Origin of the sequence: Frankia sp. AvcI1 (genome assembly GCF_001420875.1) — a bacterium.
Classification (GTDB): Bacteria; Actinomycetota; Actinomycetes; order Frankiales; family Frankiaceae; genus Frankia; species Frankia alni.
The window spans coordinates 100,470-116,093 of the sequence record NZ_LJFZ01000004.1 but is presented as its reverse complement, the minus strand read 5'-3'; the positions used below and the strand labels follow the sequence as shown (position 1 = coordinate 116,093).

At 76.6% G+C, this 15,624-nt stretch carries 10 protein-coding genes and 4 pseudogenes; 10 read left to right on the top strand and 4 right to left on the bottom strand.

The annotated features are described in order from the left end of the window. Positions 1 to 84 precede the first annotated feature (84 nt). The 7 genes and pseudogenes from UK94_RS41205 to UK94_RS05855 form a co-directional block, all read left to right on the top strand. Positions 85 to 193 (top strand): annotated as a pseudogene (locus UK94_RS41205) (hypothetical protein); the annotation flags it as partial. A 1-nt stretch (position 194) separates the two neighbouring features. Next, positions 195 to 763 (top strand): annotated as a pseudogene (locus tag UK94_RS41200) (tetratricopeptide repeat protein); the annotation flags it as partial. Between the two features lies 1 nt (position 764). Next, positions 765 to 963 (top strand): tetratricopeptide repeat protein (locus UK94_RS41195; protein ID WP_235486648.1); only part of this gene is annotated, 199 nt, incomplete at its 5' end. Between the two features lie 212 nt (positions 964 to 1,175). After that, a complete protein-coding gene (locus UK94_RS05875) occupies positions 1,176 to 2,132 on the top strand; it encodes a PP2C family protein-serine/threonine phosphatase (protein WP_063845166.1) in 957 nt (318 codons plus the stop codon). Continuing rightward, the gene (locus UK94_RS05870) at positions 2,113 to 3,453 is read left to right on the top strand and encodes a VWA domain-containing protein (RefSeq protein ID WP_055749016.1); all 1,341 of its coding nucleotides are present in this window, start codon (positions 2,113 to 2,115) and stop codon (positions 3,451 to 3,453) included. The genes UK94_RS05875 and UK94_RS05870 overlap by 20 nt, the downstream gene beginning before the upstream one ends. After that, positions 3,450 to 4,043: an FHA domain-containing protein gene (locus tag UK94_RS05865; protein WP_063845165.1), complete on the top strand. Its 594-nt coding sequence runs from the start codon at positions 3,450 to 3,452 to the stop codon at positions 4,041 to 4,043. Before UK94_RS05870 ends, UK94_RS05865 begins: the two co-directional genes overlap by 4 nt. 2,930 nt (positions 4,044 to 6,973) lie before the next feature. Continuing rightward, a complete protein-coding gene (locus UK94_RS05855) occupies positions 6,974 to 7,942 on the top strand; it encodes a YafY family protein (RefSeq protein WP_011605035.1) in 969 nt (322 codons plus the stop codon). A 784-nt stretch (positions 7,943 to 8,726) separates the two neighbouring features. Here the strand turns inward: UK94_RS05855 and UK94_RS41190 are convergent. Then, a partial coding sequence (locus UK94_RS41190) for an NAD(P)/FAD-dependent oxidoreductase (protein WP_235486646.1) occupies positions 8,727 to 9,626 on the bottom strand: 900 nt, incomplete at its 3' end. Positions 9,627 to 9,651: 25 nt separating this feature from the next. Then, a complete protein-coding gene (locus UK94_RS05845) occupies positions 9,652 to 9,942 on the bottom strand; it encodes a WhiB family transcriptional regulator (RefSeq protein WP_011605037.1) in 291 nt (96 codons plus the stop codon). A 289-nt stretch (positions 9,943 to 10,231) separates the two neighbouring features. Between UK94_RS05845 and UK94_RS05840 the strand changes: the two genes are divergently transcribed. The 3 genes and pseudogenes from UK94_RS05840 to UK94_RS41180 form a co-directional block, all read left to right on the top strand. Then, on the top strand, positions 10,232 to 11,215 hold a 984-nt coding region (locus UK94_RS05840), incomplete at its 5' end, for a hypothetical protein (RefSeq protein WP_235486644.1). A 138-nt stretch (positions 11,216 to 11,353) separates the two neighbouring features. After that, a pseudogene (locus UK94_RS75800) lies at positions 11,354 to 13,110 on the top strand (ATP-binding protein); the annotation flags it as partial. 1 nt (position 13,111) lies between these two features. After that, the coding region (locus UK94_RS41180; protein WP_235486642.1) for a SpoIIE family protein phosphatase at positions 13,112 to 14,461 on the top strand (1,350 nt) is incomplete at its 5' end. A gap of 52 nt (positions 14,462 to 14,513) precedes the next feature. On the opposite strand, the pseudogene UK94_RS41175 reads toward UK94_RS41180, so the two are convergent. Both UK94_RS41175 and UK94_RS41170 read right to left on the bottom strand, forming a co-directional pair. Beyond that, positions 14,514 to 14,781: pseudogene (locus UK94_RS41175) on the bottom strand (methionine ABC transporter ATP-binding protein); the annotation flags it as partial. Positions 14,782 to 14,883: 102 nt separating this feature from the next. Then, positions 14,884 to 15,467, bottom strand: a 584-nt coding sequence (locus UK94_RS41170; protein ID WP_235486640.1) for an ATP-binding cassette domain-containing protein, incomplete at its 3' end; no start/stop codon positions are given. Between the last annotated feature and the right edge of the window lie 157 nt (positions 15,468 to 15,624).

Genomic DNA, 15,624 nt, shown 5'->3' with positions numbered 1-15,624 from the left:
CCGGCCCGCAGCGTCCGGTTCACCGGTGACGCCCACCCGACGGGTGAACCGGCCGATCCGGTGCCCTCGGGTCTGCTGNCGGCTCTGCTGCCGGCGCTGCTGCCCGATCCGGACGATCCCGCGGCCACCGCGCTCGCCGCGCTGCCCGACGTCTCCCCCGGCCAGCTCGCCGAGCTGCTCGACGCGATGGGTGNGGACAGCGCCGGCGCCCGGCTGTGCCTGGCCGACCTGCGGACCCGGCTCGGTGAGCACGACGCGGCGCGGGAGCTGCTCGACGCCGTGGCGGCCGAGGATCCCTTCGCCTGGCGGGTGCACTGGCAGCGTGGCCTGCTCCTACTCACCCAGGGTGACACGGCGGGGGCGGTCACGGCGTTCGAGCGGGTGTACGGCGAGGTGCCCGGCGAGCTCGCGCCGAAGCTGGCGCTGGCCCGCGCGGCCGAGGCGGGCGGCGATCTGCCCCGGGCCCAGGAGCTCTACGACCTGGTCTCGCGCACCGACGACACGTTCACCAGCGCTGCGTTCGGGCTGGCCCGGGTACGTCTCGCCGCGGGCGACCGCGACGGCGCCGCGCAGGCCTACCGGCGGGTGCCGGCGGCGTCGGCGGCCCACGTCGAGGCGCGGGTGCGCCTGGCCCGGGTGCTCGGCACCGTCACCGCCGCGGGCGCCCCGGACCAGGCCGGCCTGCGGGCGGCGTCGACGATCCTCGACGATCTGGACCTCGATCCGGCGGGCCGGGCGACCCTCACCCGAGACCTGCTGGCCGNCGCGCTCGACCTGGTCAGCACCGGCGCGATGGCGGCGGACCCCCAGGTGACCATCGCCGGGTCGGCGCTGCGGCCCGCCGCGCTGCGGCTCGGGCTGGAACGTGCCTACCGGACGCTGGCCCGCCTGGCCGCGACGCCCGACGAACGGTATGCCCTGGTCGATCTCGCCAACAGCGTCCGTCCCCGGACGCTGATGTGACCACGGAACAGCGCCCGCAGCCGGGCACCCCAGGATCAGAGAGCGCCCCAGGATCACCGGGCGCCCCAGGATCACCGGGCGACGGGCGGTGTCCGGCGTGTGCGGCGGTCGTCTTTGCCCACGACCGGTTCTGTGAGAGTTGCGGCACCGGGCTGCGCCCGGGAGACCCGCCCGGAGACCGGTCCGATCTCGACCTCGGCAGCGCCGCGGGGGTGTCCGACCGCGGCCTGGTGCACCGCACCAACGAGGATGGTTTCGCGCTGCGCGTCCTGGCCGGGCCCGGCGACGACGACCGGCCGGCCGCGACGCTCGCCGCCGTCTGCGACGGGGTGTCGACAGCCCCGGGATCGGGACCGGCGGCGGTGCGGGCGGCACGGGACGCCGTCGACCTGCTCGCGCAGCTTGCCGGCACGCTGACGGTGCCCCCGGCCACGCCGCCCCACCCCGGCGACGCCACCGACACGAGCGACCCCAGGCTCAGCGGCAACGCGCCCAGCGACGCGCCCGGCGACGCGCCCGGCGGTGCAGGCGGTGTCGGCGCAGGCGGCGAAACCCGGCCGCTCGGTCCCCGTCCCGGTTCGGCCTCGCCCGGCGGGGACACCGCACGCTGGCAGGCGAGCGCGCTGCGGGCCGCCGCCGCGACCGCGCAGCGCAGCGCCCTCGCCTCGATCAGCGGCCCGGACGACGCGCCGGCGTGCACGTTCGTCGCCGCAGTCGTGACGCCGGACCGGCTGTCGGTCGGCTGGCTCGGCGACAGTCGGGCCTACCTGATCGACCGGTCCGGCGCGCGGCTTCTCACCGCGGACGACACGCTGGCCGCCGAGGCCGTGCGGGCCGGCCTGCTGCCACCGGAGCGGGCCGAGACCGGGCCCGGTGCCCACACGATCACCCACTGGCTCGGCGTGGGCAGCGCGTCGGCGGTCCCCCGCGTCGCCGTGACGGCGCTGAACGGGCCGGGGCGGGTCGTGCTGTGCAGCGACGGGCTGTGGAACTACCTCTCGGCCGCGGGCGCCGTCGCCGAACGGATCGCCGAGCTGCCCGCCGAGGCGCCGGCGCTCGCGGTCGCCCGCCACCTGACGACCGTGGCCCTCGCCCGCGGCGGAGGCGACAACATCACCGTGATCGTCATCGATATCCCGGGGAGCAGCGATGATCACCTTCACCTGTGACGTCAGCCAGAACGAGTTCCTCGCCGACGGCGCCGGCGAGGTGCACGCGGTCATCACCGTCGCCGCCCGCGACGAGACCGCCGCCGGGTCCGGCACCGGCACCGGCCGGCCGGTGCCGGGCCCCGGCGAGACCCACGGCGAGACCCACGGCGAGACCCACGGCGACGCCCCCGGCGCCGCCGAGGTGATCATTCTGGACTGCTCCGGCTCCATGGAGTACCCGCAGTCGAAGATCATCGAGGCGCGGCGGGCGGCGCAGGCGGCGATCGACGCGCTGCCCGACGGCGTCGCGTTCGCCGTGGTCGAGGGCACCGAGCAGGCGCGGGTGGTCTATCCGGAGCGCCGGGAGCTGGTGACGGCGAGCGCCGAGACGCGGGCGGCCGCGGGCCGGGCGGTCGCCCGGCTGCGTCCGCACGGCGGCACCGCGATGGGCCGCTGGCTGCGGCTGACCGCACAGCTCATGGCGTCGCGCCCGGACGCCATCCACCACGCCATCCTGCTCACCGACGGCCAGAACGGCGAGAGCGGGCGGGCGCTGGAGGCGGCGTTGGCCGCGTGCCAGGGCGCCTTCCAGTGCGACTGCCGCGGGGTGGGCGCGGACTGGCGGGTCGACGAGCTGCGCCAGATCTCCACCCGGCTGCTCGGCACCGTGTCGCTGCTGCGCGAGCCCGCGGAGATGGCCGACGACTTCCGCGCCCTGGTCGCCAAGGCGCTCGCCCGCGGCGTGGCCGACGTCGCGCTGCGCGTGTGGACGCCGAAGGGTTCCACCACCCGCTTCCTGCGCCAGGTCTCCCCCGAGGTCGACGACCTGATGCCGCGCGCGGTCGAGGTGAACCCGTTCACCCGGGACCATCCGACCGGCGCGTGGGCGGCGGGCATCCGCGAGTACCACCTGTGCGTCGACGTGCCGCCGGCCGACGTCGGCGACGAGCGGCTCGCCGCCCGGGTGAGCCTGGTCGTCGGCGGCGAGGTCGTCACGCAGGCCCGTGTGCGCGCGGTGTGGACCGAGGACGCCGAGCTGTCGACCCGCATCGACGGCGTCGTCGCCCACTACACCGGGCAGGCCGAGCTCGCCCGCGCGGTGCAGGACGGGCTCGCGGCGCGCCGCGCCGGGGACGAGGTCAGCGCCGTGACGCTGCTGGGCCGGGCGGCCCGGATCGCCGCCGCGGCCGACGACGGCGCGATGCTGGACCGGCTCGGCAAGGTCGTCGAGATCGACGACCCGGTCACCGGTGCGGTGCGGCTGCGCCACGAGGTGGCGAAGCTCGACGAGATGGACCTCGACGCCGGTTCGACGCTGACGGTTCCCGCGAAGCGGTGAGACGGGAGACCTGCCCGCTCTGCGGCTGCCCGCGCCGCGGGGTGCAGACCCACTGCCGCGCCTGCGACCACAACTTCGCCACGGGCACCGGCCCGCTGCCGGCGAACGCCGTCCCCCTGCGGGTCGCGCCGTCGCCTACCGGGTCGTCGCCCACCGGGTCGACGCGCGCCGAGACGCCCGGCGGCGTGGCCGGGCGCTGGAGTGCGCGGATCTCCGTCGACCGTGCGTTCTTCGCACGGGGCGACGGCACGGACGCACCCGCCTTCCCCGAGCGGTCCCGCCCGATGACCGTCGAGCTGACCGCCGCGCGGACCGTGGTCGGCCGGCGCAGCCGCAGCCAGCGCACCCCGCCGGGCATCGACCTGTCCGGCGACCCGGGCGATCCCGGGGTCTCCCGCTCCCACGCCGTACTGGAACTCCTGGCGGACGGCTCCCTGCGAGTCAGCGATCTGGGCTCGTCGAACGGCACCTGGGTCGGCCCGGACCCGGCGCACCTGGTCCGCCTGACGCCGGGCAGCGCCGTCGCGCTCGACGACGGCGACCGGGTCTACCTCGGCTCCTGGACCCGGATCACGGTCCACCACCGGTAGCGCTCCCGGGCGCGGTGAGCGGCTCGCCCACTCCCGCCCGGACCTGACCAAAGGGGTAGGGATTTGTTACGGTTTCACCCGCTGCCATTGGTCGCTGCCGAGCAACGTCACGCAGGCCACATTTCCGACCAGCCGGTTTCCGGCACCGCCGCGGCCGGGCCCGCCGCAAGAAGGGGTTCGTTTTTACGCCGTTGTGCCGGCGGCCCCTCGGTCGCCGTAGGTCACAGCCGCAGGGCGTGAATCGTGATGGCCTTTTCTGGCAGGCTCTGGCGTCGTGCGATCTACCCGACCGTTCGCGGTCGACGCCGCCGGTACCGCCCAGCCGGGCGCCGACTTATTCCTTTCGTATGCCGGTCCGGATGAGAACTGGGTCACCTGGATCAGTGACATTCTCGAGTCCGCCGGCCGCACGGTGCGGGTACAGCCTTCCGAATCGCCCGGCGGCGAGTACGCCGTTTCCGATATAGGCGCCGAGGTGGCGCGGGCGGAACGCGTCCTCGCCGTTTGTTCCCCGGCCCTGTTCGACGCCCCCTGGTGCACGCTGGAATGGGCCGCGATGCTGGCGACGCGGCCCCTGCTGCTGGTCCGGGTGGCCGACGGCCCGGTCCCCGAGGTGCTGGCCACCGTCGAGCGCGTCGACCTGTTCGGCGTCGACGAGGCCACCGCCACCCGGCGGCTCCTGGCCGCCGTCGGCGCGCCCGTCGCCCCCCGCCCCGCAGGGCCCGGGCCCGACTCCGCAGTCGGCCCCTTCCCGCCCCTGCTGCCCGCGGGGTGGAACGTGCCGCGCCGGGACCGGCCGGTCGTCGAGCGCGCGACGCTGCTGAGCCAGGTCCGCCGGGCCCTGACCGACGGCCCGGTGCGGGCCGTCGTGCTGCGTGGCCCCGCCGGCAGCGGACGCACCCAGCTCGCGGCCGACTACGCCCACCGCCACGCGTCGGGGTACGGGCTGGTCCGGTGGCTGGACGCGGGGCAGCTTCCGCTGCTCGGCCTGCAGCTCGCCGCGCTCGCCGGGCCGTTGGGGCTGCCGGCCGGTGCCGGCGCCGGCGTCGACGCGACGATCGGGGCCGTGCTGGCCGAGCTGAACCGGCGGGACCGCTGGCTGCTGGTCTTCGACGACGCCCGCGACGCGTCGGGGTTATGGCGGTGGTTGGACCAGTCGCTGCCGGCCCGATCGGGCCACCTGCTGCTCGTCGACGCCGACAGGAGGACGCGCCGTGCCGGTCCGGTGCCGATTCCGATGACGGTGCCGATGCCGGTGCCGGTGGTGCGGGTCGGTCTCCTGCCCCGCGAGCGGTCCGTCGCCCTGCTGACCGCCCGGCGCCCCGACCTGGACCTCGATGTCGCCGACGCCATCGCCGCCCGGCTCGCCGACCAGCCGCTGGCGGTGGGCCTGGCCGCCCGGCTGCTCACCGAGGACGATCTCGACCCGCGCGACCTGCTCGCCGGCCGGGACGGCGACGCCCCGGTCGCGCTGTGCTGGGCGCTGTTCCAGCGGCGGCACGCCCCGTCGGCACCGGCGACCGTGCGGCTGCTGGAACTGTGCGCCCTGCTCGCGCCGGCCCCGGTGCCCCTGTCCCTGATGCGCGCGGGCAGCCCACCGTCGCGCCGGGGGCGCATCGGGCCCACCCACCGCCAGCGCCGCGGCGACGACGAGCGTGACCTGCACCGGATCGTCGCGGTCGCCGTCGAGCACGGCCTGGCCCGGCGCGCCGGGGACAGCATCGTCCTGCCCGGACTGGTGCGCGACGCGGTCGCCGCGGGGCTGACCCCGGCCCGGCGCCGCGAGCTCGGCGACCTCGCCGGGCGGCTGCTCGCGGCGGCGTACGCGCAGAGCCCCGTCGAGCGGCCGAGCTGGTCGACGCAGGCGCCGGTCGTCCCGCACCTGCTGGCGGCGCTGGACACCCTCGACGACGCCGACGACCCGCACCAGCTGCACGCCTGGGCGGACGTCCACTGCTCCCGCCTGTACGCCCGAGGTGCCCACGCCGCGGCCGAGCACCTCGCCCGCGACCTGTACCGGCGCAACCTCGGGCGGTTCGGCCCGGACCATCGCGACACGCTGGCCACCGCGAACAACCTCGCCATCGCCCTGCTCGCCGTCGGGCAGCGGACGGCCGCACGGGAGCTGGAGCACGACACCCTGGCCCGGCGGCTGCACTTTCTCGGCGAGAACCACCCGGACACCCTCGCGACCGCCGCCAATCTGGCGATCGTGCTGTGGGAGCTGGGCGAGCACGACGCCGCCCGCGACCTGCACGCCGACACCGTCGCCCGCTCCCGCGCGGCCCTCGGCGAGGNCCACGCCGACACCCTGGCCCGCGCCCACCAGCTCGCCGGGCGCCTCGGCGCCCTCGGCGACCTGGGCAACGCGCGGGCCCTGCTCGACGACGTGCTCGCCCGCCGGCGCCGCCTGCTCGGCGAGGACCACCCCGAGACCATCGACACGACCACGGACCTGGCCGCCGTCCTGCGGGGGCTCGGCCAGGTCCGGACGGCCCGCGCGCTCGACGAGGACCTGCTCGCCCGGCTGCGCCGGCTGCTCGGCGACGACCATCCCGACGTCCTCGCCTTCGCCAGCCGGCTCGCGAGCAGCCTGGACGACCTCGGCGAGTTCCAGTCCGCCCGGCGCCTCGCCGAGGAGGTGCTGGCCCGGCGCCGTCGCCTGCTCGGCGACGACCATCCCGACACGCTGGCCTCGACGCACAGCCTGGCCGCCAGCCTGTCGGCGAGCGGTGACTACCGCGGCGCGCAGGAGCTGTTCGAGGAGGCGTTGGGCCGCTGGCGCCGCCAGTTCGCTGCCACCCGCACCCGGACCGACCGCGCGGTCCGCCGTCCCCGCCCGCACCCGGACGGCGGCATGGCATCCTGACGCCGGGCGAAGCGCGGGAGCACTGCGCGGGAGCGGAGCGCGGGAGCGGAGCGGCGAGGCGATGGCGGACACGAGCGCCCGGATGCTGCGGCTGCTGTCCCTGCTGCAGACGCACCGGTACTGGCCGGGCGGCGAGCTCGCCGAGCGGCTCGGGGTCAGCCCCCGCACGCTGCGCCGCGACGTCGACCGGCTGCGGGAGCTCGGCTACCCGGTCCAGGCCACCCGCGGGGTGGCCGGCGGCTACCAGTTGCGGGCCGGCACGGCCGTGCCGCCGCTGCTGCTCGACGACGCCGAGGCCGTCGCCGTCGCCGTGGGCCTGCGCACCGCGGCCGCGGGGGCGGTGACGGGCGTCGGCGAGACGTCGGTGCAGGCGCTGGCGAAGATCGTCCAGCTTCTGCCGCCGCGGCTGCGCCGCCAGGTCGACGCCGTCGCCGCCTTCACCACCCCCGCGTCCTGGGACGGCCCGACGCTCGACGCCGGGCTGCTCACGGGGATCGCGCTGGCGTGTCGGGCCGAGGAGGAGCTGCGCTTCGACTACACCGACCGGGGCGGGGACCACAGCCGGCGCCGCGTCGAACCGCACCGCCTCGTCGCGCTCGGCGGCCGCTGGTACCTGGTCGCCTTCGACCTCGACCGGGACGACTGGCGCACCTTCCGGGTGGACCGGCTCGCCGAGCCCACCGCCACCGGCCGGCGGTTCCGGCCCCGCCAGCCGCCCGGCGGGGACGCGGCGGCGTTCGTCCAGCGCGCCGTCGCCGGCGCCGGGGTCCGCCGGCGGGTGCTGGTCGACGTCGCCGCGCCGGCCGCCGAGGTCGCCCGGGTGGTCGGCGGCTGGGGCCGCGTGGAGGCGCTCGACGGCGGCTCGTGCCGGCTGCGGATGGAGGTGGACTCGCTGGACTGGCCCGCGATGGTGCTCGGCGCCGTGGGAGCGCCGTTCACGATCGTCGAGCCGGCCGAACTCACCGACCGCGTCCGTGCGATGGGCGAGCTGTTCCTCCGCTCGGCGCAGCCGGCGGCTCCCGCCGGGTAGCGGTGGCCGGGCCGGTGGCGGTCGGGCCGTTCGAGCCGGTGGGGGCGGTGGGGGCGGTCGGGCGGGACGGAGCGTAGAGGCGGCGGTTGAGCGCGGCGACGGTGGCGCGCCGGGCCGGGCCGAACGGTCCGGTCGCCCGCAGCGCGGCGCGGGCGGCGAGCGCGCCCGGGCCGCCGTGCACCCCGCCGCCCGGGTGGGCCGACATCGAGCCCAGGTACAGCCCGGCGACGGGCGTCTCGGGGCGGCCGAGTCCCGGCACCGGGCGGAAGACGAGCTGCTGGTGCAGCGCCGCCGTCCCCCCGTGCACGGCCCCGCCGCGCAGCACCGCGTCCGAGCCCTGCAGGTCGGCCGGCGACTGCACGTGGCGGGCCAGCACCCGCGCGGCGAATCCGGGGGCCGCCGCGGCGACGGTGCGCTCGGCCCGCGCGACGACGCGCGCCACGGCCTCGTCGTCCCAGGGCCCGGCGATGCCCGCCCCCCCGGCGTCGCCCCGCGGCAGCTGGGGTACGTGCAGGTAGGCCCAGGCGCTCTCGGTGCCCGGCGGCGAGCGGGTGGGATCGGTCGTGGTCATCTGCCCGAGCACGCAGAACGGGTCGGCCGGCACCAGGCCGCGGGCGAGCTGCGCCGCGGTGCGGCTGAGGTCGTCCAGGGTGCCGCCGAGATGGACGGTGCCGGCCTCGGCGCACCGCGGGTCCGCCCAGGGGATCGGCCCGGACAACGCCCAGTTGATCTTGATGGTGGCATGGTCCCACTGGAAGCGGGTCAGGTCGTCGAGCAGCCGGGNGGGCAGGTGCCCGGCGCCGACCAGGTTCCGGTACAGCGACACCGCGTCGACGTCGGCGATGACGGCGCGCCGCGCCGCCAGCACGCCGCCGTCGGCCAGCCGGACCCCGCGGGCCCGCCCGCCGCGCACCTCAACGGCGTGCACCGCCGCCCCGAGGCGCAGCCGGCCACCGCGCTCGCGCAGGCGGGCGACGAGCGCCTCGGGGATCCGCCCGGCCCCGCCGCGCGGCGAGGGGAAGCCGACGTCCTGGCCGAGCATGGTCAGCAGCCAGCCGAGCAGCGCCGAGCCGACCGATTCCGGGCCGAGATCGGCGTGCATGGCGTTGCCGGCGAACAGCAGTGCGGCGCCCTCGCCGGTGAACTCCTCCTCGGCGAAGCGACGCGCGCCGAGCGTGGCGAACCGGGCGAAGCGCAGCCCGTCGGCGGCGCCGAGCTGGCGGGCGAGGCGCAGTCCGGCGCGCAGCGGCGGGAACGGCGCGCCGAACAGGGCGTCGAGCAGGGGTGCACGCAGCGGCGCCCACCGGTCGACCAGCGTCCGCCAGGCGGCGCCGTCGCCCGCGGCGAAGTCGTCGAGGGACCGCGCGGTGCGGGCGGGGTCCATGGACAGCAGCGCGCAGCGGCCGTCGGGGGTGGGATGGGCGAGCACCTGCGGCGCCCGGCACCATTCCAGCCCCTGCGCGGGCAGGTCGAGGCGACGCAGGGCGGGGCTCGCCGCGGCGAACGGGTGGAAGGCGCTGAACAGGTCGCTGACGAAACCCGGGGCGGTGACCTGCGCGGAGCGGCAGGCCCCGCCGGGGACGCCGGCCGCCTCACAGACGACGACGTCCCACCCGGCGTCGGCGAGCATGTTCGCGGCCACCAGCCCGTTCACGCCCGCGCCGACGACCACCGCGTCCGTCACGCCGACGCCGACGGCGCCGACGCCGTCACGGCTTGCCGATGCGGGCGCGTTCCCACTCCGTCAGCCCGCCCCAGACGCCGAAGCGCTCGCCCGTGCGCAGGGCGTAACGCAGGCATTCCCGTCGCACCCGGCACCCGGCGCAGACCGCCTTCGCGGCCGCCTCCCGCCGGGTGCGCTCCCGGCGGGGCACGCCCTCCGGGGCGAAGAACAGGTCGAGATCACCTGCTCCGCAGGCGCCCGCGCTGCGCCAGGAGGCGAGCGGGGGAACGTCGGCGGCGGGTGACCAGGCGCGGTGCGTGGAGGCTGATACCGGCATGTTGCGGCCTCTCCGGTGGGAAGCGGTCCGACCGAAGTGCCTATTCCCCCGCAGGCCGTCGGAAACCCGCCGCGGGCCTTCGTCACGAGACGGAAACCCGCCGCACCCGTCTGCTCGGGTTCGTCCCCCGGCCTGCCGGCCCGGATCGTGGCACCGGCGGGCAGGGCGGCATGAAACCGCCGGTCATGGGGACGCCGAGACCGTGGCACGGCTACGCCGATCCGATCTGACCGCCCCGGGCATCACCCGGCGTCGGCGCGGCCGGGGCTGGTCGTACAGCGCGCCCGGNGGCGGCCCCCTGCGGGACAGCGACGAAGTGGCCCGGGTCGGCGCGCTCGCCATCCCGCCGGCGTGGCGGGACGTGTGGATCAGCCCGTGGCCCCTCGGCCACATCCAGGCCCGCGGGGTGGACGCGGCGGGCCGCCACCAGTACCGCTACCACGACGCCTGGCAGGCCCGGCAGGCGACGGCGAAGTTCGATCGCGTTCTCGAGGTCGCGCAGCGGCTGCCGCGGCTGCGCGAGCACGTGGAGGAGGACCTGCGGGCCACCCCGCTGTCGCGGACGCAGCTTCTCGCCGTCAGCGTGCGGCTGCTCGACGTCGGCTTCTTCCGGATCGGCGGCGAGGAGTACGTCGAGGCGAACAACTCCTTCGGGCTGACCACCCTGCGCCGGGAACACGTCCGGGTCGCCGACGACCAGATGGTGTTCGACTACCCGGCCAAGAGCGGCCAGCAGCGGGTCCAGGCGGTCGCCGACCCGGCGGCGGTCGAGATCATCGCCGGGTTGCTGGCCCGGGAGGGCGCCGCCGACCAGCCGCTGCTGGTCTGGCACGACGGTGCCGGCGAGCACGGGGTGAGCGGCCGCGACGTGAACGAGTACCTGCGCGACACCGCGGGACTGACCGACGTCAGCGCCAAGGACTTCCGGACCTGGTCGGCCACCACGCTCGCCGCGGTCGCCCTCGCCGTCAGCGCCCCGCTGGCCCGGGCGCCCTCGACCCGGCGACGGGCGGTGACCCGCATGTACCGGGAGGTCGCCGACTACCTCGGCAACACCCCGGCGGTGTGCCGGGTCTCCTACGTCCATCCCAGGATCGTCGACCTGTTCCTCGACGGGTACACGATCGCGGTGGACCTGGAGTCCCTCGGCACCGCCGACTCCGGCCGCCTCGCCACCCAGGGGGCGACCGAGGCCGCCGTGCTCGACCTGCTCGCCGGGCCGACGCGCCGGGGCGGCCGACCACAGGCCCGGTTCCGCTCCCAGGTGCCGTGACGATCCCGACGCGCCCGGCCGCAGACGGGGCGTCAGACATCCTGGCCTGGTCCTATTCGTCGGCGGGCAACGGGGGGCGGCGGGCCGTCGGCAACCGGTTCGGGGGGCGTCGCGCAGGGCATCACCGACTTTTCTGGCATGCTTGACCTCGCCGAAGGGCGCGGTGATCCACAGGCAGGGAACGGCCGGCAGGGTGCCGGCCTGCGCCGCGTCACGGTCGCGTCGGGTCGCGCCGCGTCAGGGCCACCAGGTTGGCCGGTATCTAGGGTTGGCCGCCATCAGGAGTGGTCGGTCGGACGGGAGGCCGGCAGGGTGGGCAGCCACAGTGAGGTGGGCGAGGATGTCGTCGCCGGCAGCGATCGCGCCACGATGCGCCTCGACGGCCGCTCCGGCGGGGTCGACCGGGTGCGCAGGCTGGCCGTCCGGATGCTCGCCGGCACCCGGTGGGAGCCGGTCGTGGACGACGTCCGGCTGGTGCTGAGCGAGCTGACGACCAACGCTCTGCTGCACGGGGCCGCCCCGATCGAGGTGCGGATCCTCACCGGCGGCGAGGCGCTGCGCGTGGAGGTCAGCGACAGCAGCCAGACGATGCCGCTTCGCCCTCCGGCCGGCGGGGACGGGCTGACCGGGCGGGGCATGGCGCTGGTCGCCGCCTCGGCCACCCGCTGGGGTGTCCAGCCGGCAGCCGCAGGCAAGATCGTCTGGGCGGAGTTCACCGGGGACGACGACGGCGCGGGTGCCGTCACCGGCAAGGCCGCGGACGCCGTCACCGGCACGAGCGCAGGCGCCGTCACCGGCAAGGACGACGGCGCCGGCGAGGGCCGACCGAGCGGCTCGCACCGCGGCCGGACCTCCCGGGCACGAACTCCCCCCACACCTCGACGGCCGGATGCCTCGGCGCAGGACGGCGGCTCGGCGCAGGACGGCGGCTCGGCGGACAGCGGCTCGGCGCGCACGGTCGGGATCCGGGGTATGAGCGGCCTGCGCGGCGTCGGCACGATCGTCGTGTCCGCCGGCGGGCAGCCCACAGCGATGCCCGGGCATCTCGTCCGTCTCGGCGACGTGCCCACCGAACTCCTGCTCGCGGCGAAGCACCACGTCGACGGCCTGGTCCGCGAGTTCGCGCTGGCCGCGGGCGGCGCGGCGTCCGGTACCAGCGCGGCCGTGCCCGAGCGGCTGGCCGAACTGCTCGGGACGGTCACGACCCGGTTCGCCGGGCCCCGCCAGGCGATCAAACGTCAGGCGCTGGCGGCCGCGGCGGCCGGGCGGCCGCGCACGCCGCTGGAGCTGGTCCTCCCACTGAGCACGGCGGCCGACGCCGAGCAGTACCTCGCGGCGCTGGAGGAGATCGAGGACTACGCCCGCGCCGCCAGGCTGCTCACCCTGGAGTCCCCGCCCCAGCACGTCGCGTTCCGTCGCTGGTACATCGGCTCCCTGGTCGACCAGCTGCGCGCCGCCGAACGCGGCGAGGGCACGCTGCGGACCCGCAGCTTCGAGCAGTACCTGCTGGACACCCTCGACGTGGTCGTGGCCGCCCAGCGCACGGCGGAGCGCTCCGCCCGCCTGCAGCGGGTCACCGCCGCCCTGGCCCGGGCGACCACCCCGGAGCAGGTCGCGGCCGCCGTCGTCTCGCAGGGCGCGAAGGCGCTCGGCGCCAGCGGCGGGGTGCTGATGATCCCGCAGGGGGCCGGTCGGCTGGCCATCCCCGGGGCGGTCGGCTACGGCGAGAGCATGATCGCGGCGCTGCGGGCGGAGCGGCTCGACGACCGGCTGCCGGCCATGGACGCGCTGCGCAGCGGCGAGCCGGTCTGGCTGGAGTCACGCCGGGAACGCGACGCCCGGTACCCCGACCTCGCCGAGCTTGAGCCCACGGCGGTGTCGATGTGCGTGCTGCCNCTGTTCGTCGGCGACCGCACCCTGGGCGCCCTGCGGTTCTCCTTCGACCACTCCCGCCTGTTCGACGACGACGAGCGGGCCTTCGTCCAGGCGCTGGCGACGCAGGCGGCGCTGGCGTTGGAACGCGCCCGGCTGTTCACCGTGGAGCGCGAGGCCCGGGAACGCACCGCGCTGTTCGCCGCCGCGACGGACCTGTTCACCTCCACCCTGGACACCCGGCGCATCCTGGAGCACCTCGTCTCGCTGCTCGTGCCGTGGCACGCGGGGCAGGCCGCGGCGTGCCGGTTCGACGAGGAGGGCGGCGTCGAGATCGTCGCCGTCGCCGACCGCGCCGACCCGCTGTCGACCGTCGCCGTGTCCGCGATCCCGGGCCGGCACCTGGCCGCGGCCCCGACCCGCGGCCAGCTGGGCGGCCGCGGCGTCCCGGACAGCGGGGGCATGACGCAGGCGCTGCGCACCGGCCGGCCGGCCCGTTCCCCGGACGGCACGCGCCTGGCCCTGCCGATGGTGCTGGGGGGTCGGCCGGTGGCGGCGGTCGGCCTCGCCGCCGCCGAGGGCCGCGCCTACGCCGACGACGAGCAACGCGTCGTCGCCGAGCTCGTCGACCGGGCGACCGTCGCGATCGGCAACGCCCGCCAGTACGAGCAGGAACGCCGCACGGCGGTCACGCTGCAGCGCAGCCTGCTGCCCCAGCGGCTGCCGGAGATCCCCGGGCTCGCCTTCGCCTGGCGTTACCTGCCCGGCAGCGCCGGCGCTCTGGTCGGTGGCGACTGGTACGACGTGCTACCCCTCGACGACGGTCGGATCGCGCTGGTCATCGGCGACGTGATGGGCCACGGGATCCACGCGGCGGCGACGATGGGCCAGTTGCGCGCCGCGGTGCGCGCCCATGCCGTCGCCCAGACCAGCCCCGGGGCCGTGCTCGCCCTGCTCGACGCCGCCGCCAACCGGCTCGAACAGGGCCGGATCGCGACGGCGGCGTTCGCGCTGCTCGACCCCGCCAGCGGCCGGCTCGTCCTCGCCTCCGCCGGGCACCTGCCGCCGCTGCTGATCCCCCCGCACGACCCGGCCCACTACCTGCACCTCGAACCCGGGCCGCCGCTGAGCGCCGGCCTGCCCGACTACCCCGAGACGGCGGTGACGGTGGCGCCGGGCAGCACCCTGCTGTTCTTCACCGACGGCCTGGTCGAGGACCGCCGCCGCCCGGTCGACGAGGGGATGGAGCTGCTGCGGGCGGGCGCGGCCGCGCACGGCACCCCCGAGGAGGTCTGTGATCGGGCGCTGGCCGCGCTCGGGCGCGACGCCGACACCGAGGACGACACCGCCCTGCTCGCCGTCCGCCTGGGCTGACCCGTCCCGGGCCGGCCACGCCCCGGGGATCCTGCCGCGGCGGGTTCGGCGGTCAGCGGCGGGCGGCGTAGATCCGACGGACGACGTCCTCGATGTCGGGCTCCTCGACGGTGAAGTCGAGGATCTCGGCCCGTTCCGCGACCGCCGCGAACACGCGGGCGGCGGTGGTGGCCTCGGCGTCGAACGCGAGGCTCTGGCGCAGGCCGTGCGCCTCGCTGGACAGGTGGCGGGCCACGGGAATCCCGGTGAGGTCCGGGGACGGCGCGGCGAGGTGGACGACGAGCACCCGCTCGGCGCCGGTGGTCCGCCCGAGGCCGGCCNGGTCGCCGTCGTAGGNCAGCCGGCCGTGGTCGACGACCAGAACGCGGTCACAGAGCCGTTCGACATCACCCATGTCGTGGGTGGTCAGCAACAGCGTCGTNCCGTCGGTGCGACGCATGGCGATGAGGAACTCCCGCAGCCGCTGCTTGGACAGCACGTCGAGCCCGATCGTGGGCTCGTCCAGGATCACCAGGCGGGGGGCGTGCAGCAGCGCGGCCGCGACCTCGGCGCGCATCCGCTGGCCCAGGGACAGCTGACGGACCGGGGTGGCCAGGAAGTCGGCCATCTCCAGCCGCTCGACCAGCTCCTCGGTGCGGGCCCGCTCCACGGTGGCCGGCAGGGCGTGGATCGCGGCCAGAATCCGGAAGGACTCCCGCACCGGCAGATCCCACCAGAGCTGGGAGCGCTGACCGAACACGACCCCGATCCGGCGGGCGAGCCGGCGCCGGTCCCGGACCGGTCGCAGCCCGCAGGTGGTCACCGTGCCGCTGGTGGGCACGAGGATGCCGGCCAGCATCTTGATCGTGGTGGACTTCCCGGCCCCGTTGGCACCGATGTAGCCGACCGCCTCGCCGGGTTCGATCCGCACCGTCAGGTCGTCGACGGCGGTCAGCCGCCGCCGGCGGACCCCGTCGCGCACGGTGAACTCCCGGGTCAGCCCCGCGGTCTCGACGATCGCGCTCATCCGCCGTCCCCTTCGTCGTCATCGTCCGCCGTCGCCGTCACGGTCAGCCAGCGCCGTCACCATCAGCCAGAGCCAGCGCTGTCACCGTCGGCCAGCGCTGTCACCGTCAGCCAGCGCTGTCACCGTCAGCCAGCGCCGTCACCATCAGCCAGCGTTG

Excerpts from the sequence above, each read along its gene's own strand:
- UK94_RS05870 (WP_055749016.1), top strand. The coding sequence starts at position 2,113 with ATGATCACCTTCACCTGTGACGTCAGCCAGAACGAGTTCCTCGCCGAC.
- UK94_RS05855 (WP_011605035.1), top strand. The coding sequence starts at position 6,974 with ATGGCGGACACGAGCGCCCGGATGCTGCGGCTGCTGTCCCTGCTGCAG.
- UK94_RS05845 (WP_011605037.1), bottom strand. The coding sequence starts at position 9,942 with ATGCCGGTATCAGCCTCCACGCACCGCGCCTGGTCACCCGCCGCCGAC.